Annotated in this window: 23 protein-coding genes, 2 tRNA genes and 1 riboswitch; of the genes, 14 read left to right on the forward strand and 11 right to left on the reverse strand. The window is 67.8% G+C overall.

Annotation, left to right across the window (positions count from 1 at the left end; all coding sequences use genetic code 11):
- Positions 1-20 precede the first annotated feature (20 nt).
- From topA to BMX29_RS06775, 6 genes are all read left to right on the forward strand, one after another.
- Entirely contained in the window at positions 21-2,765 is a 2,745-nt protein-coding gene (gene topA / locus BMX29_RS06750) for a type I DNA topoisomerase (protein WP_092811416.1), read from the forward strand.
- A 91-nt stretch (positions 2,766-2,856) separates the two neighbouring features.
- Positions 2,857-3,555: a CoA transferase subunit A gene (locus BMX29_RS06755; RefSeq protein ID WP_043842117.1), complete on the forward strand. Its 699-nt coding sequence runs from the start codon at positions 2,857-2,859 to the stop codon at positions 3,553-3,555.
- Positions 3,556-3,577: 22 nt separating this feature from the next.
- Complete coding sequence (locus BMX29_RS06760) at positions 3,578-4,636, forward strand: PAS domain-containing protein (RefSeq protein WP_244889170.1); 1,059 nt, start codon at positions 3,578-3,580, stop codon at positions 4,634-4,636.
- A 6-nt stretch (positions 4,637-4,642) separates the two neighbouring features.
- Entirely contained in the window at positions 4,643-5,272 is a 630-nt protein-coding gene (locus BMX29_RS06765; RefSeq protein WP_043842118.1) for a CoA transferase subunit B, read from the forward strand.
- The gene (locus tag BMX29_RS06770; protein WP_240476913.1) at positions 5,265-5,567 is read left to right on the forward strand and encodes a GNAT family N-acetyltransferase; all 303 of its coding nucleotides are present in this window, start codon (positions 5,265-5,267) and stop codon (positions 5,565-5,567) included. The genes BMX29_RS06765 and BMX29_RS06770 overlap by 8 nt, the downstream gene beginning before the upstream one ends.
- An 81-nt stretch (positions 5,568-5,648) precedes the next feature.
- Entirely contained in the window at positions 5,649-6,047 is a 399-nt protein-coding gene (locus tag BMX29_RS06775; RefSeq protein ID WP_043842550.1) for an acyl-CoA thioesterase, read from the forward strand.
- Positions 6,048-6,071: 24 nt separating this feature from the next.
- On the opposite strand, the gene BMX29_RS06780 is transcribed toward BMX29_RS06775, so the two are convergent.
- Positions 6,072-6,383 carry a phosphoribosyl-ATP diphosphatase gene (locus BMX29_RS06780; RefSeq protein ID WP_092811417.1) on the reverse strand — a complete coding sequence of 104 codons (312 nt, stop codon included), beginning with the start codon at positions 6,381-6,383 and terminating at the stop codon, positions 6,072-6,074.
- On the reverse strand, positions 6,380-7,147 hold the full coding sequence (gene hisF / locus BMX29_RS06785) for an imidazole glycerol phosphate synthase subunit HisF (protein WP_092811419.1): 768 nt from the start codon (positions 7,145-7,147) through the stop codon (positions 6,380-6,382). The genes BMX29_RS06780 and hisF overlap by 4 nt, the downstream gene beginning before the upstream one ends.
- A gap of 145 nt (positions 7,148-7,292) precedes the next feature.
- On the opposite strand from hisF, the gene BMX29_RS06790 reads away from it, so the two are divergent.
- A complete protein-coding gene (locus BMX29_RS06790) occupies positions 7,293-7,739 on the forward strand; it encodes a DUF302 domain-containing protein (protein WP_043842124.1) in 447 nt (148 codons plus the stop codon).
- A gap of 49 nt (positions 7,740-7,788) precedes the next feature.
- Here BMX29_RS06790 and hisA read toward each other — a convergent pair whose 3' ends face one another.
- Complete coding sequence (gene hisA, locus BMX29_RS06795) at positions 7,789-8,505, reverse strand: 1-(5-phosphoribosyl)-5-[(5-phosphoribosylamino)methylideneamino]imidazole-4-carboxamide isomerase (protein WP_092811421.1); 717 nt, start codon at positions 8,503-8,505, stop codon at positions 7,789-7,791.
- Between the two features lie 139 nt (positions 8,506-8,644).
- Between hisA and BMX29_RS06800 the strand changes: the two genes are divergently transcribed.
- A complete protein-coding gene (locus tag BMX29_RS06800; RefSeq protein ID WP_043842127.1) occupies positions 8,645-9,031 on the forward strand; it encodes a DUF2147 domain-containing protein in 387 nt (128 codons plus the stop codon).
- A 77-nt stretch (positions 9,032-9,108) separates the two neighbouring features.
- Here the strand turns inward: BMX29_RS06800 and BMX29_RS06805 are convergent, their stop codons facing one another.
- From BMX29_RS06805 to hisB, 3 genes are all read right to left on the reverse strand, one after another.
- Positions 9,109-9,789, reverse strand: a complete 681-nt coding sequence (locus BMX29_RS06805) for an adenine nucleotide alpha hydrolase (protein ID WP_244889171.1) — start codon at positions 9,787-9,789, stop codon at positions 9,109-9,111.
- On the reverse strand, positions 9,786-10,421 hold the full coding sequence (hisH, locus tag BMX29_RS06810; RefSeq protein WP_092811424.1) for an imidazole glycerol phosphate synthase subunit HisH: 636 nt from the start codon (positions 10,419-10,421) through the stop codon (positions 9,786-9,788). Before hisH ends, BMX29_RS06805 begins: the two co-directional genes overlap by 4 nt.
- A 121-nt stretch (positions 10,422-10,542) precedes the next feature.
- Positions 10,543-11,130, reverse strand: coding sequence for an imidazoleglycerol-phosphate dehydratase HisB (gene hisB, locus BMX29_RS06815; RefSeq protein WP_092811426.1), 588 nt, complete (start codon positions 11,128-11,130; stop codon positions 10,543-10,545).
- Positions 11,131-11,294: 164 nt separating this feature from the next.
- Here hisB and BMX29_RS06820 point away from each other — a divergent pair, with 164 nt between their 5' ends.
- Positions 11,295-11,534, forward strand: coding sequence for an Lrp/AsnC ligand binding domain-containing protein (locus BMX29_RS06820; protein ID WP_043842132.1), 240 nt, complete (start codon positions 11,295-11,297; stop codon positions 11,532-11,534).
- A 67-nt stretch (positions 11,535-11,601) separates the two neighbouring features.
- Here BMX29_RS06820 and BMX29_RS06825 read toward each other — a convergent pair.
- The 4 genes from BMX29_RS06825 to pyc form a co-directional block, all read right to left on the reverse strand.
- Positions 11,602-11,676, reverse strand: a tRNA-Gly gene (locus tag BMX29_RS06825).
- Between the two features lie 34 nt (positions 11,677-11,710).
- A tRNA-Gly gene (locus BMX29_RS06830) sits at positions 11,711-11,785 on the reverse strand.
- 249 nt (positions 11,786-12,034) lie between these two features.
- Positions 12,035-12,448, reverse strand: coding sequence for a hypothetical protein (locus BMX29_RS06835; RefSeq protein ID WP_092811428.1), 414 nt, complete (start codon positions 12,446-12,448; stop codon positions 12,035-12,037).
- Positions 12,449-12,533: 85 nt separating this feature from the next.
- Positions 12,534-15,977 carry a pyruvate carboxylase gene (pyc, locus tag BMX29_RS06840; RefSeq protein ID WP_092811430.1) on the reverse strand — a complete coding sequence of 1,148 codons (3,444 nt, stop codon included), beginning with the start codon at positions 15,975-15,977 and terminating at the stop codon, positions 12,534-12,536.
- Between the two features lie 195 nt (positions 15,978-16,172).
- Here pyc and BMX29_RS06845 point away from each other — a divergent pair, with 195 nt between their 5' ends.
- Together BMX29_RS06845 and BMX29_RS06850 are read left to right on the forward strand one after the other, a co-directional pair.
- A complete protein-coding gene (locus BMX29_RS06845) occupies positions 16,173-16,622 on the forward strand; it encodes a hypothetical protein (RefSeq protein ID WP_175471148.1) in 450 nt (149 codons plus the stop codon).
- A 91-nt stretch (positions 16,623-16,713) separates the two neighbouring features.
- The gene (locus tag BMX29_RS06850; protein WP_092811432.1) at positions 16,714-19,092 is read left to right on the forward strand and encodes an ATP-dependent helicase; all 2,379 of its coding nucleotides are present in this window, start codon (positions 16,714-16,716) and stop codon (positions 19,090-19,092) included.
- A 121-nt stretch (positions 19,093-19,213) separates the two neighbouring features.
- Here the strand turns inward: BMX29_RS06850 and BMX29_RS06855 are convergent, their stop codons facing one another.
- Positions 19,214-20,164 carry a hypothetical protein gene (locus tag BMX29_RS06855; RefSeq protein ID WP_139196940.1) on the reverse strand — a complete coding sequence of 317 codons (951 nt, stop codon included), beginning with the start codon at positions 20,162-20,164 and terminating at the stop codon, positions 19,214-19,216.
- 115 nt (positions 20,165-20,279) lie between these two features.
- Positions 20,280-20,357: riboswitch (SAM riboswitch) on the forward strand.
- Between the two features lie 67 nt (positions 20,358-20,424).
- Between BMX29_RS06855 and metZ the strand changes: the two genes are divergently transcribed.
- The 3 genes from metZ to BMX29_RS06870 all read left to right on the forward strand — a co-directional run bounded on the left by metZ (position 20,425) and on the right by BMX29_RS06870 (position 24,523).
- The gene (gene metZ, locus BMX29_RS06860; protein WP_092811623.1) at positions 20,425-21,618 is read left to right on the forward strand and encodes an O-succinylhomoserine sulfhydrylase; all 1,194 of its coding nucleotides are present in this window, start codon (positions 20,425-20,427) and stop codon (positions 21,616-21,618) included.
- Between the two features lie 143 nt (positions 21,619-21,761).
- Complete coding sequence (gene folE2 / locus BMX29_RS06865) at positions 21,762-22,856, forward strand: GTP cyclohydrolase FolE2 (protein ID WP_092811436.1); 1,095 nt, start codon at positions 21,762-21,764, stop codon at positions 22,854-22,856.
- Positions 22,857-23,074: 218 nt separating this feature from the next.
- Positions 23,075-24,523, forward strand: coding sequence for a TrkH family potassium uptake protein (locus tag BMX29_RS06870; RefSeq protein ID WP_043842139.1), 1,449 nt, complete (start codon positions 23,075-23,077; stop codon positions 24,521-24,523).
- Positions 24,524-24,565: the final 42 nt, after the last annotated feature.

Here is a 24,565-nt window from a genome sequence, read left to right on the forward strand (position 1 = left end):
CCAGAGAGGTGCCCCGAGACATGCCCGTCGTCGTCGTCGAGTCCCCGGCCAAGGCCAAGACCATCAACAAGTATCTGGGCTCCGACTACACTGTCCTGGCCTCGTACGGACACGTCCGCGATCTGCCGCCCAAGGACGGGTCGGTGAACCCTGACGAGGGGTTCGACATGACCTGGGAGGTGGGCAACGACTCCAAGAAGCACGTGAAGGCCATCGCCGACGCGCTCAAGGACGACAACGCGCTGATCCTCGCGACGGACCCCGACCGGGAAGGCGAGGCGATCAGCTGGCACCTCAAGGAGGCGCTGACCAAGCGCAAGTCGATCAAGAAGGATACCGACGTCCGCCGGGTCACCTTCAACGCGATCACCAAGCAGGCCGTGACCGAGGCCATGGCCAACCCGCGAGACATCGACGCGCCGCTGGTCGAGGCCTACCTCGCCCGCCGCGCGCTCGACTATCTCGTCGGCTTCAACCTTAGCCCGGTGCTCTGGCGCAAGCTGCCCGGCGCCAAGTCGGCGGGCCGCGTGCAGTCGGTGTGCCTGCGCCTCATCGTCGAACGCGAGATGGAGATCGAGGCGTTCGACGCCCGCGAATACTGGTCGGTGAAGGCGCTGCTCTCCACCCCCCGCGGGCAGGACTTCGAGGCGCGGCTGACCACGCTCGCCGGCAAGAAGCTCGAGCGCTACGACCTGTCGAATGAGACCCAGGCCGAGATGGCCGTCCAGGCGGTGTCCAGCCGCAAGCTGCACATCGCTTCGGTCGAGGCGAAGCCGGCCAGCCGCAATCCCTCGGCGCCGTTCATGACATCAACACTGCAGCAGGAGGCCAGCCGCAAGTTCGGCATGGGCGCCAAGATCTGCATGTCCACGGCGCAGCGGCTCTACGAGGCCGGGCACATCACCTACATGCGGACTGACGGCATCGACATGGCGCCCGAGGCCGTGCAGGCTGCCCGCGATGCGATCAAGGACCGCTACGGTGCGGACTATGTCCCCGGCAGCCCGCGCATCTACAAGAACAAGGCCAAGAACGCGCAGGAAGCGCACGAGTGCATCCGCCCCACGGACATGACCAAGGACGCCGAGTCGCTGGGTCTGCGCGAGGCCGATCAGAAGAAGCTCTACGACCTGATCTGGAAGCGCACTCTGGCCTGCCAGATGGAGGCCGCGCGGCTCGAGCGCACCACGGTCGAAATCGCGTCTGACGACAAGCAGGTGGGCCTGCGCGCCACCGGGCAGGTGGTGCTGTTCGACGGTTTCCTCCGCGTCTACGAAGAAGGCCGCGACGAGCCGCAGGACGAGGACGACAAGCGCCTCCCCCAGATCATGGAGGGGGAGGCCGCCGCGTTTGCGAAGGCCGGGCTGCGGTCCGAGTTCGACAAGGTCGGCGAAAAGGAGGGCGCTGTCCTCGAGGCCGATACCGGTCCGGGGCCCGACCGCAACGGCAAGGCCGTGATCGGGGGCGGCGACGCGGTTCTGGCGCTTCAGCACCACACCCAGCCGCCGCCGCGCTACACCGAGGCCACGCTTGTCAAGAAGATGGAAGAGCTCGGCATCGGCCGGCCGTCGACCTATGCCTCGGTCATCACCACGATCCAGGACCGCGAATACGTCCGGAAGGACAAGAACCGCCTGATCCCCGAGGACAAGGGCAGGATCGTCACGATCTTCCTGCTCAACTTCTTCAAGCGCTACGTGGAATACGACTTCACCGCCGCGCTGGAGGACGAACTCGACGATGTCTCGGCCGGCGAGATGGACTACAAGGAGCTGCTCGCCAAGTTCTGGCGCGACTTCCACGCCGCGATCTCGGAGACCTCCGAGCTGCGCATCGCGCAGGTGCTCGACGTGCTGGACGAGGCGCTGGCGCCGCAGCTCTACCCGCCGCGCGACGACGGGTCTGACCCGCGCACCTGTCCGCTTTGCGGCGAGGGCAGCCTGCACCTCAAGACCTCGCGTTCGGGCGGCTTCGTGGGCTGCTCGCGCTATCCCGAATGCCGTTACACCCGCCCCCTCGGCGGGGACGAGGGTCAGGGCGACCGCGTGCTCGGCTACGACAATGGCGACGAGATTTCGCTGCGATCGGGTCGGTTCGGCCCCTACGTCCAGCGCGGCGAACCGACAGAAGAGCAACCGAAACCGCCACGCGCGAGCCTGCCCAAGGGCTGGTCCGCGGACGCGATGGACCTCGAGAAGGCGCTGACGCTGCTGTCCCTGCCGCGCCAGGTGGGCATCCACCCCGAGGACGGGGAGCCGATCGAGGCGGGCATCGGGCGTTACGGCCCGTTCGTGAAGCACAATCGCCTTTACGCGAACCTCAAGGAAGTGGACGAGGTTTTCGAGATCGGCATTAACCGCGCGGTCGATCTGCTCGCCGAGAAGGCCGCCAAGCGCGGTGGCGGGCGCGGCGCGGCGGCGAAACCGCTCAAGGAACTGGGCGAGCATCCCGAACACGGTGGGCCGGTTATTATCCTCGACGGGCGCTACGGGCCTTACGTGAAGTGGGAAAAGGTCAACGCTACCCTTCCGAAGGGGACCGAGCCCGCGGACGTGACGCTCGAGGAAGCGGTCGCTCTGGTGGACGAAAAGGCGGCCAAGACCGGCAAGGGCAAGAAGAAGGCCCCGGCCAAGAAGGCCGCCGCAAAGAAGGCTCCGGCCAAGGCCTCGACCGCGAAGAAGACTACCGCGGCCAAGAAGCCCGCCGCGAAAAAGTCCACCGCGGCCAAGGGGTCGGCGGCAAAAGGAAGCGATGCCGCCGAGTGAGCGTGGCACGCTCCCTCGCGGGGCGATCAAGTTTGACTTCACCCTTGTGCCGGGTCACATATCCAGCAACCAGCGCACGAGGGAGTGAACCATGAAGAAAGTCTACGGCTCTGCCGCAGAGGCGCTCGACGGACTGCTGTTCGACGGCATGACCATCGCGTCGGGGGGCTTCGGCCTGTGCGGCATTCCCGAGCTTCTGATCCAGGCGATCCGCGACGCGGGGCCCAAGGACCTGACCGTGGCGTCGAACAACGCGGGCGTCGATGGCTTCGGCCTCGGGCTGCTGCTTGAAAGCAAGCAGGTCAAGAAGATGATGTCTTCCTACGTGGGCGAGAACAAGGAGTTCATGCGCCAGTACCTCGGCGGCGAACTCGAGCTGGAATTCAACCCGCAGGGCACCCTGGCCGAGCGCATGCGTGCCGGGGGTGCGGGCATCGCGGGCTTCTACACCAAGACCGGCTACGGCACGCAGATCGGAGAGGGCAAGGAGGTCAAGGAGTTCGACGGAGAGAACTACATCCTCGAACGTGGAATCTTCGCCGACCTTTCGATCGTGAAGGCGTGGAAGGCCGACACCACCGGCAACTGCATCTTCCGCAAGACCGCGCGCAACTTCAATCCGCCGGCCGCCATGTGCGGCAAGGTCTGCGTGATGGAGGTCGAAGAGATCGTCGAGCCGGGCGAACTCGATCCCGATCACATCCACCTGCCGGGCATCTACGTCCATCGTCTCATCGAAGGTGAGCACGAGAAGCGGATCGAGCAGCGCACCACGCGCCCGGCGGCCTGATCGGAGTCCCGGACCGGTGACGGTGGCAGAGCAACAGAGACGCGCCCTGTCGGCGATCCTCGATGACCGGGATGCGCTGGACGGGTTCTCGCGTCTGGCGATCTCGATGATCATCACGAACCCGTTGGCGCCGGACAATCCGATCGTCTACGTCAACGACGCGTTCGAGCGGACGACCGGGTATTCGCGCACGGCCGTCATCGGGCGCAACTGCCGGTTCCTCCAAGGCGAGCGGACCGACAAGCGCGACGTGGACAAGCTGCGTGCGGCCATCGCGACGGGCGACGACGTGGCGGTGGATATCCTCAACTACCGTGCCAGCGGCGAGCCGTTCACCAATCGGCTCATCATTGCCCCAATCGCGGACGAAACCGGGCGCCCGATCTACTTTCTCGGCCTTCAGAAAGAGCTTCGGGACACCAGCGGTGAGACCAGTCTGTCCGACATGCGGCTGCATGCGATCCGGTCCCGGGTCCGTGAGGACCTGGCGATGATCCTGTCCAGCATCGGGGAGCCGGAGCGGCGGCTTAGTATCGACGATCCGCTGACCGAGATCGACGCCCTGCCGCGGCGTCTCGAATGTCTTCAGCTTGTCTACGAGGAACTGCGGCTGAACGACGAGGACACCGCCACCGGCCGCGCGGGGATCGAGCTTGGCGCCCTCATGAGCCGGATCGCGAGCAATGTCGCCCATCACGAGGGGCGACCCGGGGTGAGGTTCGTCCAGCAGGTCGATCAGATGCAGGTTTCGCTCGAGACCGCTGTGCGCGTTGCCCTGATCCTCTCGGAAACCGTGTCGAACGCGTTCACGCACGCCTTCGATGGCCTGGATCGGGGCTACGTGGAGCTGCGCATTGCCCGGCTGGCCGCCGGTGGACTTCGGATGACGATCTCGGACGACGGGGTCGGCATCCCGGCAAAAATCGACTGGCCGTCTGCCGCCACGCGCGGTGGCCGGCTCATCGCGTCCCTGCTCGACGGGCTGGACGTGACCATCAACGTGGCGCGGGGCGCTGCCGGAACCGTCGTGATGATCGACGTTCCGGTCGACCTGCATGATTTGGAAAACAAGGGAGCCTGACCGAATATGCCGTGGGATCGCAATGAGATGGCCGCACGGGCGGCGCAGGAACTGGAAGACGGCACCTACGTGAACCTCGGGATCGGCATCCCGACGCTGGTGCCGAACTACATCCCCGAGGGGGTCGAGGTGACGCTCCAGTCCGAGAACGGCATGCTGGGCATGGGGCCGTTCCCCGTCGAGGGGGAAGAGGATCCGGACCTCATCAACGCCGGCAAGCAGACCATCACCGAGCTGCCGCACACTTCCTATTTCGACAGCGCCACCAGCTTCGGGATGATCCGCGGCGGCAAGATCGCCATGGCGATTCTCGGCGCGATGGAAGTGGCCGAGAACGGCGACCTCGCGAACTGGATGATTCCCGGCAAGCTCGTGAAGGGCATGGGCGGTGCGATGGACCTCGTGGCCGGCGTGAAGCGCGTGATCGTGGTCATGGACCACACCAACAAGGCCGGCGAGCCGAAGCTGCTCAAGGAGTGCACGCTGCCGCTGACCGGCACGGGCGTCGTGAACCGGATCATCACCAATCTCGGTGTGATGGACGTGGTCGAGGGCGGTCTGAAGATCGTCGAGACCGCGCCCGATGTGACCGAGGACGAGATCCGCGAAAAGACCGAGGCCACGATCGTTGGCTGATGCGCCCGACGCCAATGGCATCGCGCGCGAACACCGCGACGGGCGGGGGCGCTACGTCCTCGTCCGTGACGGCCACGAGGCCGAACTGACCTACCGCGCGCTGGGCGACGACCGGATCGTCGCCGAGCATACCGGCGTCCCGCGCGAGATGGGGGGCACGGGCGCCGGCAAGGCGCTGGTCGCCCGGCTGGTCGACGATGCCCGCGCCGAGGGCGTGCGCATCGTGCCGGCCTGCTCCTTTGTCGACGCCATGCGGCGACGACACCCGGACTGGGCGGACGCCTTCGCGGCCTGAACCGCGCCGCCCGCCGTCGAAGCAGAGACATTCCGCATGACCGACAAGACCACCGACACCACTTTGCCTGATCGCGTGGCCATGCATGACGGGCACGACCTGCCTACGGTCCAGCCAACCATCCGGACCATCGCCATGCCCGCCGACACCAACCCGGCGGGCGACATCTTCGGCGGTTGGCTGATGAGCCAGATGGACCTTGCCGCGGGCACCGTCGCGGCGCTCGCCGCGCGCGGCCGCAGCGCGACGATCGCGGTCGAGGGGATGAAGTTCCACAGCCCGGTGAAAGTCGGCGACGAGGTGTCGCTCTATGCCGAGATCCGGCACGTGGGCCGCACCTCCATGCACATCCACGTGGAGGCATGGCGGCGGGAACGCCGTTCCACCCTGACGCAGATGGTGACCGAGGCCCTGTTCACCTTCGTCGCGCTCGACGAAGAGGGCAACGCGCGCCCGGTGAAAGAGCCGCCCGAGGCTTGAGATACAGGGCAGGGCGGGCCGATGTCAGCCTTGCCGCGCGGCCTTCTCGGCGATGCCCGACGTGCCCTGACGCCGGGCCAGCTCGTCCATCACCTCCGACAGCGGCACGTCGCGGGCGCGCAGCATCACCAGAAGATGAAAAAGCACGTCGGCGGCTTCGGAGGTCAGGCGCGCGCGGTCGTTCTTCACCGCCTCGATGATCGCCTCGACCGCCTCTTCGCCGAACTTCTCGGCACATTTCTCGGGGCCCTTGGTCAGAAGCTTGGCCGTCCAGCTTTCGTCCGGCGAGGCCTCCGCGCGGGCGGCGACCACGCGCTCCAGCTCTTCCAGCGTCATGCGGCCTCGCGCACGGGAATGCCGGCGGCCTTCATGTGGGCCTTGGCCTCTTGGATGGTGAAGGTGCCGAAGTGGAAGATCGACGCGGCCAGCACCGCCGATGCGCCGCCCTCGGTGATGCCCTCGACGAGGTGATCGAGCGTGCCGACCCCGCCGCTCGCGATGACCGGGATCGGCACCGCGTTGGCGATGGTCCGCGTCAGCTCGAGATCGAAGCCCGACTTGGTGCCGTCACGGTCCATCGAGGTCAAAAGCAGCTCGCCCGCGCCCTTGGCGGTCATGTCGAGCGCGAACTCCACCGCGTCGATGCCCGTCGCGTTACGGCCGCCGTGGGTGTAGATTTCCCAGCCCGGAGCGTTCTCCTTCCGCTTGGCATCGATCGCCACGACGATGCACTGGCTGCCGAAGCGGTCGGCGGCGGCTGTCACCACGTCCGGGTCCTTCACGGCGGCCGAGTTGAAGCTGACCTTGTCGGCGCCCGCGAGCATCAACTTGCGGACGTCCTCCACGGTGCGGACGCCGCCGCCCACGGTCAGCGGGATGAAGCACTGCTCTGCGGTGCGCCGCACCACGTCGAGGATCGTCTCGCGGTCCTCGTGGGTGGCGGTGATGTCGAGAAAGCAGATTTCGTCGGCCCCGGCGTCGTCATAGGCGCGCGCGGCATCGACCGGGTCGCCCGCGTCGCGCAGGTCGACGAAGTTGACGCCCTTCACGACGCGCCCGTCGGCCACGTCGAGGCAGGGGATGATGCGGGTCTTCAGCATGGTCCACTCCTTGGCTTGGTCACGGAGTATCCGAACGCGCCCGCGCAGCGCAACCGGGACGGCACGGCGGAACCGGGGGCAGGGGCCGGCGTTGCCCCGGCAGAGGCGGCCCGTCCCGGCGTCGCCATCCCGGAGGACCCCGACCATGACCCGCCTGACGACCCTTGCGGCCGCCGCCTTCGCGCTCGTGGCCACCCCGACGCTCGCCGACCAGATCAGCGTCGAAAGCCCGTATTCCGTCGCCGAAACCATGGACCGTCTCGAATCCGCGGTCGAGGAGGCCGGTGCAACGGTCTTCGCCCGCGTGAACCACGCCGAGGGGGCCGCGTCCGCGGACATGGAGCTGGATCCGGCGGAACTTCTGATCTTCGGAAACCCGCAGCTCGGCACGCAGGCCATGCAGGACGACATCCGCGCGGGCCTCGTGCTGCCGATGCGGGTCCTGGCCTACGAATGGGACGGGCAGGTCTATCTCGGCTGGCAGGAGCCCGAGGACATGTTCGACGATCTCGATATCGACGACGACGCCAATTACATCGAAGAGATCGAGGGCGCGCTCAACAGGCTGACCGAGCAGGCAGTTTCCGAGTGATGCGGTCGCGGCCCCGCAGGACGGGGCCGCATGGATGGCGGCGCGGGCCTCAGCCGAGCGCCGCCAGAGCCTCGCGCAGGTCCAGTGCACCGTCGTAGAGCGCGCGGCCCGAGATGGCGCCCGCGATCACGCCGGTATCGCGCAGCGCCGTGAGGTCCGCCAGCGAGGAGACGCCGCCCGAGGCGATGACCGGGATCGACACCGCCCGCCCGAGGTCTGCCGTGGCCTCGACATTGGGGCCGCCCATGGCGCCGTCGCGGTCGATGTCGGTGTAGATGATGGCGGCGACGCCGGCGTCCTCGAAGCTGCGGGCGAGGTCGGTGGCTTGGACGTCGGTCTCCTCGGCCCAGCCTTTCGTCGCGACGCGGCCCTTGCGCGCGTCGATGCCCACGGCGACCTGTCCGGGGAAGGCGCGTGCGGCCTCGCGCACGAGGCCGGGGTTTTCGACCGCCACGGTCCCGAGGATCACCCGCGCCAGCCCCTTGTCCAGCCACGCCTCGATCGTCGCCATGTCGCGGATGCCGCCGCCGAGCTGCGCGGGCATGTCCGTTGCCGCGAGGATCGACTCGACCGCCGCGGCATTCTCGGGGCGTCCGGCGAACGCGCCATTGAGGTCGACGAGGTGCAGCCAGGTGCAGCCGGCGTCGACGAAGGCGCGCGCCTGCGCCGCCGGGTCGTCGTTGAACACGGTCGAGCTGTCCATGTCGCCGCGCAGCAGGCGCACGGCCTGGCCGTCCTTCAGGTCGATGGCAGGATAGAGGATCATGGCCGGGCTCCGGTGGTCTGACAGGCCGCTCGGCTCTGCCATGACGGAACGGCACATGCAACGCGACCTTGCGTCAGTCTTGATCGGGCGCCGCTCCGCCGCGCAGGCTTCGGCCCATCTCTGGGAGGAGGAACAACAGATGAAACGTATCAGCGCGATGATCGCGGGCCTCGTGATGGCAGCAGGTGCCGCCGCGGCCGATCCGGTCGAGGGCATGTGGAAGACGCAGCCCGACGACGGCTCCTACGCCCATGTCCGCATGACCCCGTGCGGCGACAAGCTTTGCGGCGTGATCCAGCGCACCTTCGACTCAAACGGCGAATACGACTCGCCCAACAAGGGCAAGGTGCTGGTGATCAACATGGTCCCGCAGGGCGGCGGCGCCTACGAGGGCCGTGTCTGGCGCCCGTCGAACGACAAGGTCTACTTGGGCAAGATGCAGCTTGCCGGCAATTCCCTGAAGCTTCAGGGCTGCGTCGCGGGCGGGCTGCTGTGCTCGAGCCAGACCTGGAGCCGTCTGCAGTAAATCAGCAACTTTCGCGCGGGCGCCCGGACCATGCGGCGGCCGCGCGGGGATACCGCGTCCGCGCCGTCCACGCCCGACTAGACCCGTGCCGTGGGAATGACGTCCGCGTAGACGAAGCCGTCCCGCGTCACGACCTCGCCGGTCGTGTGGCGGATCGGCGCGGGGAAGTCGGGTCCATCGACCACGACGGTGTGGAACTCGCCGTTCTCTCCGCAGGGATCGACGCCCGGCGGCAAGTCGGCCAGAAGGTCCGCGTCCCACATCCGCCCGGCGAAGCTTTCGGGTACGCGCGACGGGTCGCAGGTGGCGATCCGAGCGCGCAGCCCGCCCAACAGCATCTCGTCCGCCAGCGTGCGCGTGTCGCGGCCCCAGAGCGGGAAGATCGGCGTCAGCCCGGTGCCCTCAAGCTGCGCTTCGCGGTAGGCGCGCACGTCCTCGAGGAAAAGATCCCCGAACACCACGTGGGTGATCCCGTCCGCGACTAGCGCCGCGACGGCCCCTTCCATCGCGCGTTCGTAGTCCGCGTTCGAGCAGGGCCAGGGCAGGGGGACGGCGGTGAGCGGCAGCCCGAGTGCCGCCGCCTGGGCCTCGAGCAGGGCGCGCCGCGTGCCGTGCATGGCGACCCGGTCGAAGGCGCTGTTGACCGTTGTCAGCAGCGTCGCGACATCGGCCAGCCCTTCGGTGCGGCAGGCATGGAGGGACCAGGCGCAATCCTTGCCCGACGACCAGCTCAGTGCGGCGCGGGGGAACGCGCTCACGGCGCCCAGGCGAGGAAGTTGGCGATCATCCTGAGCCCGGTCGCGCCGCTTTTCTCGGGGTGGAACTGCAGTCCGACGCAGTTGTCGCGTCCGACCACGGCGGTGACGTCCTCGCCGTAGTCCACGCGGGCAAGGCGCTGGTCCAGTCCCGACATCCGCATGTGATAGGAGTGGACGAAATAGGCGTGGTCGCCGCTCTCGATGCCTTCGAGCACCGGGTGTGGAATGTCGATCATCAGGTCGTTCCAGCCCATGTGCGGAACCTTGAGCATCGGGTCGGTGGGCGTGATTTTCATCACCTCGCCCTCGATCCAGCCAAGGCCGCGGGTCTCTTCGTATTCGTGCCCGTTGCGCGCCATCAGCTGCATGCCGACGCAGATACCCATGAAGGGCACGCCGCGGTTCTCCACCGCGTCGATCAGCGCCTCCTGTACGCCGCTCTCGGCCAGCGCGCGGGCGCAGGCCGGGAAGGCGCCGTCGCCCGGCAGGACGAGGCGGTCGGCGCGGGCGACGGTGTCGGCCTCGGAGGTGACGACCACCTCGCCGGCGTCGGTCTCTCGGGCCATCTTCTGGAAGGCCTTGTCGGCGGAGTGGAGGTTGCCGCTCTCGTAGTCGATGATCGCTGTCAGCATGGCTGCCTCGGGTCTTCGGTCTGGTCAGTCGGTGCGCGGCGTGGCGGGTCGGCGCGCCGCGGTCGGATCGGTCGGGCACCCGTGAGCGGCGCGCTGGGTGCGCGCCGCCGGACGGGCGGTGTCAGAGCGCGCCCTTGGTCGACGGGATCGCGTCGGCCTTGCGTGCGTCGGTCTCGACGGCCTCGCGCAGCGCGCGGGCCACGGCCTTGAAGGCCGCCTCGGCGATGTGGTGGCTGTTGATCCCGTGCAGACGGTCCACGTGGAGCGTGATGCCGCCATGGGTGGCGAAGGCCTGGAAGAACTCGCGCACCAGCTCGGTGTCGAAGCGGCCTATGGCCGGCGTCGGGAAGTCCACGCTCCACACCAGGTAGGGGCGTCCCGAGAGGTCCAGCGCCGCGCGTACCAGCGCGTCGTCCATCGGCAGGAGGCAGGCGCCGTAGCGGCGAATGCCGCGCTTGTCGCCGAGCGCCTCCGCAAGCGCTTGCCCCAGGGCGATGCCCACGTCTTCGACGCTGTGGTGGTCGTCGATGTGCAGGTCGCCCGAGCAACGCACCTCGAGGTCGATCAGCGCGTGACGGGCGAGCTGGTCGAGCATGTGGTCGAAGAAGCCCACGCCGGTCTGGTTGTCATAGGTGCCGGTCCCATCGAGGGACACGGAGACCGAGATGTCGGTTTCGGCGGTGGTGCGGGTGATCCGGGCGCTGCGCATGGCGTTTCTGTGCGGTCCTGTGGTTCGGTCCGTCCCGCGGTGCGGGGGTCGGTCGGACTTATAGGCAGGCGAGGGGCCGAGGCCAAGGGCCGGGCGCCGCCCGTTGTGCTTCCGTGGCGGCTGTGCCAGCGTCGGCGCAAGTCGACCGCCAAGGAATAGCGCCCATGACCACCTGCGTCTTCGTCCAGATCCGTTGCACCCCCGGCCGCACCTACAAGGTCGCCGAGGACATCGTCCTGCGCGAGATGCATTCCGAACTCTACTCGACGAGCGGCGAATGGGACCTGCTGATGAAACTCTACATCCCGGCCGATGCCGATGTGGGCAAGTACATCAACGAGCACCTGCTGGACATTCCGGGGATCGAACGGTCGCTCACCACGCTGACGTTCAACGCGTTCTGAGCCGACGCGCAGACACGCCCCGCGAGGGGCGGACTCCGCACCGTCGTGTCGTCGATGTGAGGAAGATTGGAGCGGGTGATGAGATTCGAACTCACGACCCTTACCTTGGCAAGGTAATGCTCTACCCCTGAGCTACACCCGCGCTCCGTGCCCGGCCGTCCCGGACTGGACCCAAATGGAGCGGGCGATGAGATTCGAACTCACGACCCTTACCTTGGCAAGGTAATGCTCTACCCCTGAGCTACGCCCGCGTCCTTGGGTGTCGGCGGATGTATCGTCTCGCCCGGAGGTCTGCAAGAAGAAATTTCCGACGATTTCGCCACGGAAAGCGGGGGCGGCACGGGCCGGCCGCGCGCGTCCGACCGAGACCTTCGCGCCCGCATCCGACGCCCCGGCACCGGCGCGCCGCGTCCCCCTTCTTCTCGTCGAAAATACTCCGGCCCGAGGCGTCCGTCATCGCCACATGCGAGCGCGCGAGCAGGGCGCGACCGCACAGGCGGTCAGGCAAATCGATCCCGGTCCGACCCGTTCCGAAAACGCGCTCCGTGCCGAAAGCCACCGGTGCCGACAAGGTCGCCCCGGCTGTGACGGGGCGGGAAGCCGTCGGAGGACTGCAAGCGCCCCTCCGTGAACTCGAACGTGAGGTCCATCGTCTCGAGGGCGAGGTCCAGAACGTCGCCCTCGGTCAGTCCCATATCCGTGTCGAACGCATCGAACCGGTTGAGGTCGTCGCGCAGCTTGGCCGTCAGCACGGCTTCTTCAAACGGCGGGTCGATCACTTCGATGCTTCCGACGGCTCTGATGTCGTCGTCGATATCGTCGGGGTCACGACGCGTCAGCGTCCAGTACGGGCGTTTGATCGGACCGGGCCCGCTACAGGTACACAATTTGACCCGGTGGTCGGGGTCGCACATCGCTCGGCCTTTCAGTCCCTGAGGCGGCGCAATCTAATGCGATCGCGCCGCGTCAGGTCAACGGCGAAGGCCGCTTGGGCCGCCGTCACTCGGAGTCGTACTCGACCAGCAGATCCTTTGCGTCGATCTGGCCGCCGGCCTGAACGTGGACCGCCTTCACCGTCGCGTCGCGCTCGGCATAGAGGCCGGTTTCCATCTTCATGGCCTCGATCACCAGCAGCAGGTCGCCGTCCTTCACCGGTTTGCCCGCCTCGACCGCGACCTGGCTGACCACGCCGGGCATGGGCGCGCCCACGTGGTCCGGGTTCGCCGGGTCGGCCTTGGGGCGTGCCGCCGCCGCGCCGGTTGCGCTGCGGTCGGGAACGCGGACCGCGCGGGGCTGGCCGTTCAGTTCGAAGAAGACACGCACCTCGCCCTCGTGCGGTTCGCCCACGGTCACGAGGCGAATCTCCAGCGTCTTGCCGGGGTCGATCTCGGCGGTGATCTCCTCGCCCGGCTCCATGCCGTAGAAAAACGCCCGCGTCGGCAGCACGCGCACCGGTCCGTAGGTTTCGTGGCGCGAGACGTAGTCGGTGAAGACCTTCGGATACATCAGGTACCCGGCGAGGTCCTCGTCATCGAACTCGGCCTCGGGGAAGATCTCCTGCAACTCCTTGCGCTTGGCATCGAGGTCCACCGGATCGAGGTGCTTGCCGGGACGGTCGGTCAGCGGTGTCTCGCCCTTGAGGACCTTCTTCTGGATGCCCTCGGGCCAGCCGCCGGGGGGCTGGCCGAGATTGCCCTTCATCATGTCGATCACGGAATCGGGGAACGAGATGTCCTTCTGCGGGTCCTCGACATCGGCCCGGGTCAGGCCCTGGCTGACCATCATCAGAGCCATGTCGCCGACCACCTTGGAGGACGGCGTGACCTTAACGATATCGCCGAACATCTGGTTCACGTCGGCGTAGGTGCGGGCGACGTCGGGCCACTTCTCCTCGAGACCCATCGAACGCGCCTGCGCGCGAAGGTTGGTGAACTGCCCGCCCGGCATCTCGTGGAGATAGACCTCGGAGGCCGGGGCCTGCATCGCGCTCTCGAAGGCGGCGTACTGCATCCGCACCTGTTCCCAGTAGGTCGAGATCGCGCGGATCGACTTGATGTCGAGGCCGGTGTCGCGCTCGGTGAAGCGCAGCGCCTCGACGATGGAGCCCAGTGTCGGCTGCGAGGTGTTGCCCGAGAGCGCATCCATCGCCGCGTCCACCGCGTCGACCCCGGCTTCGGCCGCGGCCATGATCGAGGCGATCGCCGCGCCGGACGTGTCGTGGGTGTGGAAGTGAACGGGCAGGCCGACCTCTTCCTTCAGCGCCCGGATCAGCGGCCCCGCGGCGGCGGGCTTCAACAGGCCCGCCATGTCCTTGAGCCCAAGGATGTGGGCCCCCGCGTCGCGCAGCTGCTTGCCAGTCTCCACGTAGTACTTGAGGTCGTACTTGGCGCGGTCGGGGTCGTTGATGTCGCCGGTGTAGCAGACGGTGCCCTCGCAGACCTTGCCGCTGTCGAGCACCGCGTCCATCGCCACGCGCATGTTCTCGACCCAGTTCAGCGAGTCGAAGACGCGGAAGACGTCGACGCCCGACTCGGCCGCCTGCTTCACGAAGAACTGTACGACGTTGTCGGGATAGTTCGTGTAGCCGACCCCGTTCGAGGCGCGCAGCAGCATCTGCGTCATGACGTTGGGCATCTTGGCGCGGATGTCGCGCAGACGCTGCCAGGGGCATTCCTGCAGGAAGCGGTAGGCGACGTCGAAGGTCGCGCCGCCCCAGCATTCGACCGAGAAAAGGCCCGGCAGCGTCTCGGCGTAGGCCGGCGCCACCTTGATCATGTCGAGCGACCGCATCCGCGTCGCCAGAAGCGACTGGTGGCCGTCGCGCATGGTGGTGTCGGTGATGAGGACCTGCTTCTGCGCCGCGAGCCAGTCGGCCACCGCCTGCGGTCCCTCACGGTCGAGCAGGGTGCGCGTGCCGTCGGGCGCCTTGCCCTCGACCGCCGGGGGCTTGGGCGTCTTGAGGTCCACCGGCGGCATCGCCCGGCCCTTGGTTTCGGGGTGCTCGTTGACGGTGATGTCGGCGAGATAGGTCAGGACCTTGGTGCCGCGGTCGCGCCGCTGCTTGAAGTCGAAGAGCTCGGGCGTCGTGTCGATGAAGGTCGTCGTGTACTCGTTCGACAGGAAGGTCGGGTGCCGCAGCAGGTTGTTCACGAAGTCGATGTTCGTGCTGACCCCGCGGATGCGGAACTCGCGCAGGGCGCGGTCCATGCGGGCGATGGCCTTCTCGGGCGTCGGCGCCCAGGCGGTGACCTTCACCAGGAGCGAGTCGTAGAACCGGGTGATGACCCCGCCCGCGTAGGCCGTGCCGCCATCGAGGCGGATCCCCATGCCGGTGGCCGAGCGGTAGGCGGTGATCCGGCCATAATCGGGAATGAAGTTGTTCTGCGGGTCCTCGGTAGTGATCCGGGTCTGCAGGGCGTGGCCGAACAGCTCGACCTCGTCCTGGCTGTCCATGCCCGTCGCTTCGGCAAGGCTCTTGCCCTCGGCGATGAGGATCTGCGCCTGCACGATGTCGATGCCGGTGACCTCCTCGGTCACGGTGTGCTCGACCTGCACGCGGGGGTTCACCTCGATGAAGTAGAAATTGCCCGAATCCATGTCCATCAGGAACTCGACGGTGCCCGCGCACTCGTAGTTGACGTGGGCACAGATCTTGCGGCCGAGCTCGCACAGCTCCTCGCGCTGGTCCTGCGTGAGGTAGGGGGCGGGCGCACGCTCCACGACCTTCTGGTTGCGGCGCTGGACCGAGCAGTCGCGCTCGTAGAGGTGATAGATCTGGCCGTGCTTGTCGCCGAGGATCTGCACCTCCACGTGTCGCGCGCGCTCGATCATCTTCTCGAGGTAGCCCTCGCCGTTGCCGAAGGCGGCCTCGGCCTCGCGACGGCCCTCGCTGACCTTGTCGGCCAGCTCCTTCTCGGACCGGATCGGGCGCATCCCGCGGCCGCCGCCGCCCCACGATGCCTTGAGCATCAGCGGGTAGCCGATCTCGGCGGCCTCCTTGCGGATAGCCTCCATGTCGTCGCCAAGGACCTCGGTCGCGGGCACCACCGGCACGCCGGCCTCGATCGCCACGCGCCGGGCGCTGGCCTTGTCGCCCAGCGCGCGCATGGTCTCGGCGCGGGGACCGATGAAGGTGATGCCGGCCTCGTCGCAGGCGTCGACGAATTCGGGGTTCTCCGACAGCAGGCCGTAGCCCGGATGGATCGCGTCGGCACCGCACTCCTTGGCGACGCGGATGATCTCGGGGATCGAGAGGTACGCCTGCACCGGCCCGAGCCCCTCGCCGATGCGGTAGGCCTCGTCCGCCTTGAAGCGGTGCAGGCCCAGTTTGTCCTCCTCGGCGAAGACGGCGACCGTCCGTTTCCCCATCTCGTTCGCGGCGCGCATGATGCGGATCGCGATTTCGCCGCGGTTGGCGATGAGGATCTTCTGGAATTCGGGCATGGGACGTCCTCGGTTATGTCGCGGTGCAGCAAGATTAGGGCGGTGCAGCGAGATCCTCAACTCGGGCAAATGGTCGGGAGACTGTTGCCGGGCGGGTAGGGCGCTGTCCGCCTGTCGGGTGGGCAGGTTCGGGTTGGCGGCGGGCCAGTTCGTGTTAACCTTTCGTTAACTTTTGCGAATCCCGGAAACGCCTGCATGTCCGAAACCGAAATCGCGTTGCTCCTTTGCGGCCTGCTTGCCGGTGGAGATACCGAGGTCTCGCACGATTTCGACAATCTCGGAGGACGCCGGGGCATCCGTGTGGACTGCGAGACCGAAACCCACGTGATCGAGGTGGGGCTGGACAAGACGTCGTCGCGCGACAGCCTGCACCAGGCCCTGTTTGCCGCCGAGCTGACCGGGAAGATCCCGCTGGTCGTCCTGATCGACCGTGACGGCGAAGAGGGCCGCACCGAGTTCGAGATGCGTCGGATCGCCGAGCGGGCGGGCGTCGGATATGTCCGCTGCGCCGAGCACATGGTGGTCCGGTGGCGGGCGACGCAGCCGTGGCGCAGCCTCGACGGCGGCACCCATGACCTGCCGCAGGAGGGTCCGGCGCGCGGCCTGTGCAATCTCGCCCGCTACATGCCGCCCGCCTCCGGCTGAGAAGGCCCGGCTGCTAAACCGCCGCAAGATCGTGCGAACATTTGCCGAACGCCGCCTTTATCTCGGCGGCCGGAGGCGCTATCTTCGCGCCATGAGCAGCTTCGACGAAATGGACGCCTTCGAGGGCGCGTCGCTCGCCTCGCGCGCCATGCAGGCCCGGCCGACCCCGTATCTGGACGACCTGAACCCCGCGCAGCGCGAGGCGGTCGAGACACTGGACGGACCGGTGCTGATGCTGGCCGGGGCAGGGACGGGCAAGACCAAGGCGCTGACCGCGCGAATCGTGCACCTGCTGAACACCGGCCGGGCGCGTCCGAACGAGATCCTGTCGGTCACGTTCACCAACAAGGCCGCGCGCGAGATGAAGGACCGCGTGGGCCGGATGCTGGGCCAGACGGTGGAGGGGATGCCGTGGCTCGGCACCTTCCACGCGATCTCGGTCAAGCTCCTGCGCCGCCATGCCGAGCTGGTGGAGCTGAAGTCGAACTTCACCATCCTCGACAGCGACGACCAGCTCCGGCTGATGAAGCAGCTCATCGCGGCCTCCAACATCGACGAGAAACGGTGGCCGGCGCGGCAGCTGGCGAACGTCATCGACGGCTGGAAGAACCGCGCGATCACGCCCGACAAGATTCCCGCGGCCGAGGCCGGCGCGTTCAACCACGAGGGCCCGCGGCTCTACGCGGAATACCAGGCCCGCCTGCGCGAGCTGAACGCCGTCGATTTCGGCGACCTGCTGCTGCACTGCGTGACCATCTTCCAGACCCACGAGGACGTGCTGGCGCAATACCAGCGCTGGTTCCGCTACATCCTCGTGGACGAGTACCAGGACACCAACGTCGCGCAGTACCTGTGGCTGCGGCTGCTGGCGGCGGGTCACAAGAATGTCTGCTGCGTGGGGGACGATGACCAGTCGATCTACGGCTGGCGCGGCGCGGAGGTGGGCAACATCCTGCGCTTCGAGAAGGATTTTCCCGGCGCCCACGTGGTCCGCCTGGAGCAGAACTACCGCTCGACCCCGCACATCCTCGCCGCAGCGTCTTCGGTCATCGAAGGCAACCAGGGCCGTCTGGGCAAGACGCTCTGGACCGAGGCCGACGAGGGCGAAAAGGTTCGCCTGATCGGCCACTGGGACGGCGACGAGGAAGCCCGCTGGGTCGGCGAGGAACTGGAGGCGATGCAGCAGGGCACGCGCGGGATGCGGCCCTACAGCCTCGACGACTGCGCCATTCTCGTGCGCGCCTCGCACCAGATGCGCGCCTTCGAAGACCGCTTCCTGACCATCGGGCTGCCCTACCGGGTGATCGGCGGCCCCCGGTTCTACGAGCGGATGGAGATCCGCGACGCCATGGCCTACTTCCGGCTGGTGGTGTCGCCCGATGACGACCTCGCCTTCGAGCGCGTGGTCAACACGCCCAAGCGCGGCCTCGGCGACAAGGCCCAGCAGACCATCCAGCGCATCGCCCGGGACCGCAGCGTGAACCTCGTGGAGGGCGCGCGCATCGCGGTGTCCGAGGAAGCGATCCGCGGCAAGGGCGGCGCGGCGCTGCGAGTGCTGGTGGACGATCTCGACCGCTGGGGCCGGCTGACCGGCGATCCGGACCTGACCCACATGGAACTGGCCGAGCAGGTGCTGGACGAAAGCGGCTACACCGCGATGTGGCAGAACGACAAGACGCCCGAGGCGCCGGGCCGGCTGGAGAACCTCAAGGAACTGATCAAGGCGCTCGAGGGCTTCGAGAACCTGTCGGGCTTCCTCGAGCACGTGGCGCTGGTCATGGACAACGAGACCGAGGCCGAGGGCGCCAAGGTGTCGATCATGACCCTGCACGCGGCCAAGGGCCTTGAGTTTCCCGCCGTGTTTCTGCCGGGCTGGGAGGACGGGCTGTTCCCCTCGCAGCGTTCGATGGACGAGCAGGGGGTCAAGGGCCTCGAGGAAGAGCGACGTCTCGCGTACGTCGGCATCACCCGGGCCGAGGAGGTCTGCACGATCTCGTTCGCGGGTAACCGCCGGGTCTTCGGCCAATGGCAGAGCCAGCTGCCCTCGCGCTTCATCGACGAGCTCGACGAGGCGCACGTGGAGGTGCTGACCCCGCCGGGGCTCTATGGCGGCGGCTACGGGGCGGCGGGCATGGCGGCGAGCGCCTCGCCCGAGATCATGGCGCGCCAGCAGAGCGACCTGCATGACCGCGCGAGCCGCGCGGACGTCTACAATTCGCCGGGCTGGCGGCGGCTGCAATCCCGGTCGGGCGAGCGGCCGGTGAGCCAACCGCGCGAGAGCAAGACCCAAGTGATCGACATGAACGCCGTCGCCGCCTACGTGATCGGTGAGCGGGTGTTCCACCAGAAATTCGGCTATGGCGCGGTCGCCGCGATCGAGGGCGACAAGGTCGAGGTCGACTTCGAAAAGGCAGGCACCAAGAAGGTGGTCTCGCGCTTCATCTGCGCCGCCGACGACGTGCCCTTCTGATCCCGCGGAGCGCGCCCGGTCGGGCGCGCGCCGTCCCTCTCGTCCGCGGCCCTGTGGGCCGCGGCCTCGGCGCCCGTGGCGGCGTGACGTGAGCCGGTGGTGAGCGGCGCGTGTTGAGTTGTCAGTTCTGCGGGCTGGGCACCCAGCCGGACCCGGCGGTCGCGGCCCGGCGGGGCCGGAGCCGGGCCCAGCGGGGATCGGTGTCCTCGGGCAGAATCGTGCGGAGCCGGTCGAAGGACAGCCGCGCTTCGAGAAGCGCGCGGTAGAGCGGGAAGGCCCCCGGCCGCAGGTAGGGCGACCAGTGGCAGACCCGTCGCGTGGCCGGTGCGACCCGGTGCCCGGCCCGCCCGAGGGCCGCGAGCGTGTCGCGGTGATCGAGCTGCAAGGTCAGCGCGTTGGGCGCGGAGAGCCCGCCACGCCCGATGACCGCATCGCCGCGCCGTGGGGCCGGCACGAACAGCTCCAGCAACAGGTCGAAGAGGTCGTTCTCGCGGCTGGTGACGGCCAGCACCCGCGCGCTGCGGCCGGCTGGACTGGCGAGCGCCGCGCGGGCGGTGGCGGCGAACTCGGCCGGGGCGAGCAGGATCGCCCAGTCGAGGCTGGGCCGTTCGGACCGGGCCAGCGCGTCGAGTATCACCCGCGCGCCGAGGGAATGGCCGATGGCATGCACGGGCCGGACCGGATCGGCGGCACGGAACGACGCGACGAGGCTGGCGAGTGCCGCGCCGGCCCCGGCCGCCCCGCGATAGGCCTGCCAGATCGAGCCGCGGGCGGGCCACCCGACCGAAACGTGCAAGCCGCGGTTCGCGTCGGCCCGGGCCGCGCCCAGGTGCCGCGGCCAGCTGACCAGCCGCGGATCGGCGCCGGCAGCGCGCGGTGCCTCGGAGAAGATGGTGTCGTGGGGACAATGGCCGGCGACCCCGGGCGCATACTTGAAGCCGTGGACCATCAGCGTGACCGGCCCGTGTCCCACCCGCGGGTCGCGCAGCGCGGTGCGTATGGCTGCGTCGAGCGGGCCGCCCGCCTCGGGGACCGGCGCGCCGTCCCGGACCGTGATGCGAAGAACGGGCATGGTCGACAGCTCCACTACATCTTGTGTGTGGGCGCTATCGTGGCACCGTGACGGTAACGTTGCGGTGACGTGACAGGGCGATGAACACCTTGACGGCGCGACAATCTGGCACTACCGACCGCCGCGTGGCGATTTGTTACCGGATTGCGGGCCACGTTAAACATGCCGCTAAAGAGGTCATACGGAAGAGCCCCTTCTGCGTGACCGCGGAACGGGGCTTTTTTCATGCCGCGGCCGGGATCGCGGCAGAGGAGACGATCATGAAAGACACCGGACAGGACACCCGCCGCGCCCGCACCAAGCTGGTGCACGGCGGCACCAAGCGCAGCCAGTGGGGCGAGCTGAGCGAGGCGATGTTCCTCACGCAGGGCTTCGCCTACGACAGCGCGGCGCAGGCCGAGGCGCGCTTCCAGAAGGCGGGCGAGGACGAATACATCTACGCCCGCTACGGCAATCCCACCGTGCGGATGTTCGAGGAGCGCATCGCGCTGCTCGAGGGCGCCGAGGATGCCTTCGCCACCGCCTCCGGCATGGCGGCGGTAAACGGCGCGCTGGTGTCGATGCTGAAGGCGGGCGACCACGTGGTCGCGGCGCGCGCGCTGTTCGGGTCGTGCCTCTACATCCTGCAGGACGTCCTGCCGCGATACGGCGTGGAGGTCACGCTGGTCGATGGCACCGACCTCGACCAGTGGAAAAAGGCCCTGCGGTCGGACACGCGGTGCGTGTTCTTCGAGTCGATGTCGAATCCCACGCTCGAGATCGTCGACATCGAAGCGGTGTCGGACCTCGCGCATTCCGTGGGCGCGACAGTGGTCGTGGACAACGTGTTCTCGACGCCGATTTACTCGAAGGCCATCGCGCAGGGGGCGGACGTGGTCGTCTACTCGGCGACCAAGCATATCGACGGACAGGGGCGCACACTGGGTGGCGTGATCCTCGGCACGCAGGAGATGATCCGCGGCACGGTCGAACCCTACATGAAGCACACCGGCGGATCTCTCAGCCCGTTCACGGCCTGGGTGCTGCTCAAGGGCATGGAGACGTTGGACCTGCGCGTGCGCGCCCAGACCGAGACCGCGGGCGTTCTGACCGCACGGCTCGAAGGGCACCCCAAGCTGACCCGCGTGATCTATCCCGGCTCGGCGTCCCACCCGCAGGCGGAGCTGGCCGACCGGCAGATGGGGGCGGGCGGCACCATGCTTGCCTTCGAGGTCGCCGGCGGCAAGGACGCGGCCTTCGCCGTTCTCGACGCGCTCGAGGTCATCCTGATCTCGAACAACCTCGGCGACGCCAAGTCCATCGCGACGCACCCGGCCACCACCACCCACTCGCGGCTCGCTCCCGAGACCCGCGAGGAGCTGGGAATCACCGACGGGCTGATCCGGCTGTCGGTGGGCCTCGAGGATGCCGAGGACCTCGCCGAGGACCTTCTCGGCGCCCTTTCGCGGGTCTGAGGCGATCCGTCGCACCGGCGGCCTGGCCGCCGGTGCAGGGGTATTTTCATCCGGAACACGTCCCCGTGCGTAAGAGCCTCGAAAATGGAAATTTCGGCCGCTGCGCCTAGATGCACGACGGTACGAGCCTTGGAGGCCCCTCAATGAACGTTCATCTGCCAGAGTTCGACAGAGAGCCCAGCCGAGACGAGGCCGAGGCGGCCCTGCGGCTGCTTCGGCACTGGGCGGACACGGCGGAGTCCGCCGAGATCGATGCGCTCGACCCCGCCATCGCGCGTCTGCTGTCCGGCAAGGTCGACTACCCCGCGCTGGAGCGCCGCTACGACCACGAGTTCGACGCCGACGACGCCTATCGCCGCACGCTGCCCGATCTGCAGAACGGTCCGGCCTCGCTGATCCGCGGCGCAAAGCGGTCGATCCAACATGTCGGTATTTCGAACTTCCGCCTGCCGCTGCGCTACCGCACCCGCGACAACGGCGCCCTGGTGCTCGAGACCAGCGTCACCGGGTCGGTCAGTCTCGATGCGGACAAGAAGGGCATCAACATGAGCCGGATCATCCGGTCGTTCTATGCCCATGCCGAACAGACCTTCAGCATCGGCACGGTCGAAGCCGCGCTCGACGACTACAAGCAGGACCTCGAGAGCTTCGACGCCCGGATCGCGCTCGCGCTGCGCTTCCCGATGCGGGTGGAAAGCCTGCGTTCGGGGCTCGAAGGCTGGCAGTACTACGACGTGGCGATGGAGTTGGTCGAGCGAGACGGCGTGCGGCGCAAGGTCATGCACCTCGACTACGTCTATTCGTCCACGTGCCCGTGTTCGCTGGAGCTGTCCGAGCACGCCCGGCAGGAGCGCAACGTGCTCGCGACGCCGCACTCGCAGCGTTCCGTCGCGCGCATTTCGGTCGAACTGATCGGCGACGATGTGCTGTGGATCGAGGACCTCGTGGAGCTGTGCCGCAAGGCCGTGCCGACCGAGACGCAGGTCATGGTGAAGCGCGAGGACGAACAGGCCTTCGCGGAGCTGAACGGCGCGAACCCGATCTTCGTCGAGGACGCGGCGCGTCTTTTTGCCGAGGCGCTACAGTCGGATGCGCGCATCGGCGACTTCCGCGTCGCGGCAAGCCACCAGGAAAGCCTGCACAGCCACGACGCCGTGTCCGTGTTGTCCGAGGGCGAGCTGTTCGACGCCGAGAGCCTTGATCCGAAGTTCTTCGAGACGCTGATCCACCGCGGCTGAGGCGACGGGAGCGGCGCCTGCCGCCACCAGACCTTTCCCATCGTTCGGACCTGAAACGCGCGCCGTCTGGCGCGCGTTTTCGGTTGGAGGAAAGCACCGCTGCGGGCGAGCAAGGCCCGCAGCGGCAGCAGGCCCCGAACCACGCTTACCGCACGCCGCAGCGGCCGCCGCCGCGGCTCGCTTGACAGTTCGCGCGGGCAGCGCCAACGCTCGCCGCCATGTTCGACCTCCGGCCCATCGCCCACGTCATCGGCATCCTCGTGACTTGCCTGGGCCTTACCATGCTGTTGCCTCTGCTCGTGGACATCGCCGAGGGGCGGGGCGAATGGGACGTGTTTCTCGAAAGCTCGGTGGTGACGATCATGTCCGGCGCGCTCGTGGCCATCGCGGCCTCGGGGTCCAAGACCGAGCGGCTGTCGCTCCAGCAGACCTTCCTGCTGACCACGCTGGTCTGGGTCGTTCTGCCGATGTTCGGCGCGATTCCCTTCGTGATCGGAGCGCCCGACGCGACGATCACCAATGCCTATTTCGAGGCCATGTCGGGGCTGACCACCACCGGTTCGACCGTGTTCACCGGGCTCGACACGCTGCCCAAGGGGATCCTCTTGTGGCGCGGGCTGCTGCAATGGCTGGGCGGCATCGGCATCATCGTGGTCGCGATGGTCTTCCTGCCCGAATTGCGCGTGGGCGGGATGCAGATCTTCCGCTCCGAGGCCTTCGACACGATGGGGAAAATCCTGCCGCGGGCCACGCAGATCAGCGCGCAGATCTCGACGATCTATGTCTCGCTCACCCTGCTCTGCGCGCTGATCTACATCGGCACGGGCATGAATGCCTTCGACGGGGCGGTGCACGCGCTGACCACGGTCTCCACCGGCGGCTTCGCGAATTACGACGCCTCGTTCGGGGTGTTCCAGGGGCCCGCGGAATACGTGGCCGCGGTGTTCATGGTGCTGGCGGCGCTGCCCTTCGTGCGCTACGTGCAGCTCGTGAACGGCAACACCGTCGCGATCTTCCGGGACAGCCAGGTGCGGACGTTCCTCGCGATCATCGCGGTGCTGGTCCTCGTGACGGTGTCGATCCTGGTGTCCATCTTCCCGCACCATCCCGAGCAGGCGGTGCGCGAGGCGCTGTTCAACATCACCTCGATCATGACCGGGACGGGCTACGCCAGCGTGGACTACATGCGCTGGGGGCCGTTCCTGGTGTGCATGTTCTTCTTCATCGGCCTGATCGGGGGCTGCGCGGGTTCGACCGCATGTTCGGTCAAGGTGTTCCGCTACCAGCTGCTGTTCGCCTCGATCGGCACGCAGCTTCGCAAGATCCGCGCGCCGCACGGCATTTTCACCCCCCGCTACGAGGGCCGGCCCATCGGCGACGACGTGCTGTCCTCGGTCATGTCGTTCTTCGTGTTCTTCGTGGTGACCCTCGGCCTGATCTCGGTGTCGCTGGGGCTGACCGGGCTCGACTTCATCACCGCGCTGTCCGGGGCGGCCACGGCTCTGGCCAACATCGGACCCGGCCTCGGCCCCGAGATCGGGCCATCGGGCAATTTCCAGGGTCTGAACGACGCGGCGAAATGGATCCTGATCTTCGCCATGCTGCTGGGCCGGCTGGAGCTGATGGCGGTGCTGGTGATCTTTACCGTCCGCTTCTGGCGGGGCTGAGGACGGACGTCGCTACCGCATTGCCGTGCGTGTCGCCCCGCC

Origin of the sequence: Roseivivax marinus (assembly GCF_900109705.1) — a bacterium.
Lineage (GTDB): Bacteria > Pseudomonadota > Alphaproteobacteria > Rhodobacterales > Rhodobacteraceae > Roseivivax > Roseivivax marinus.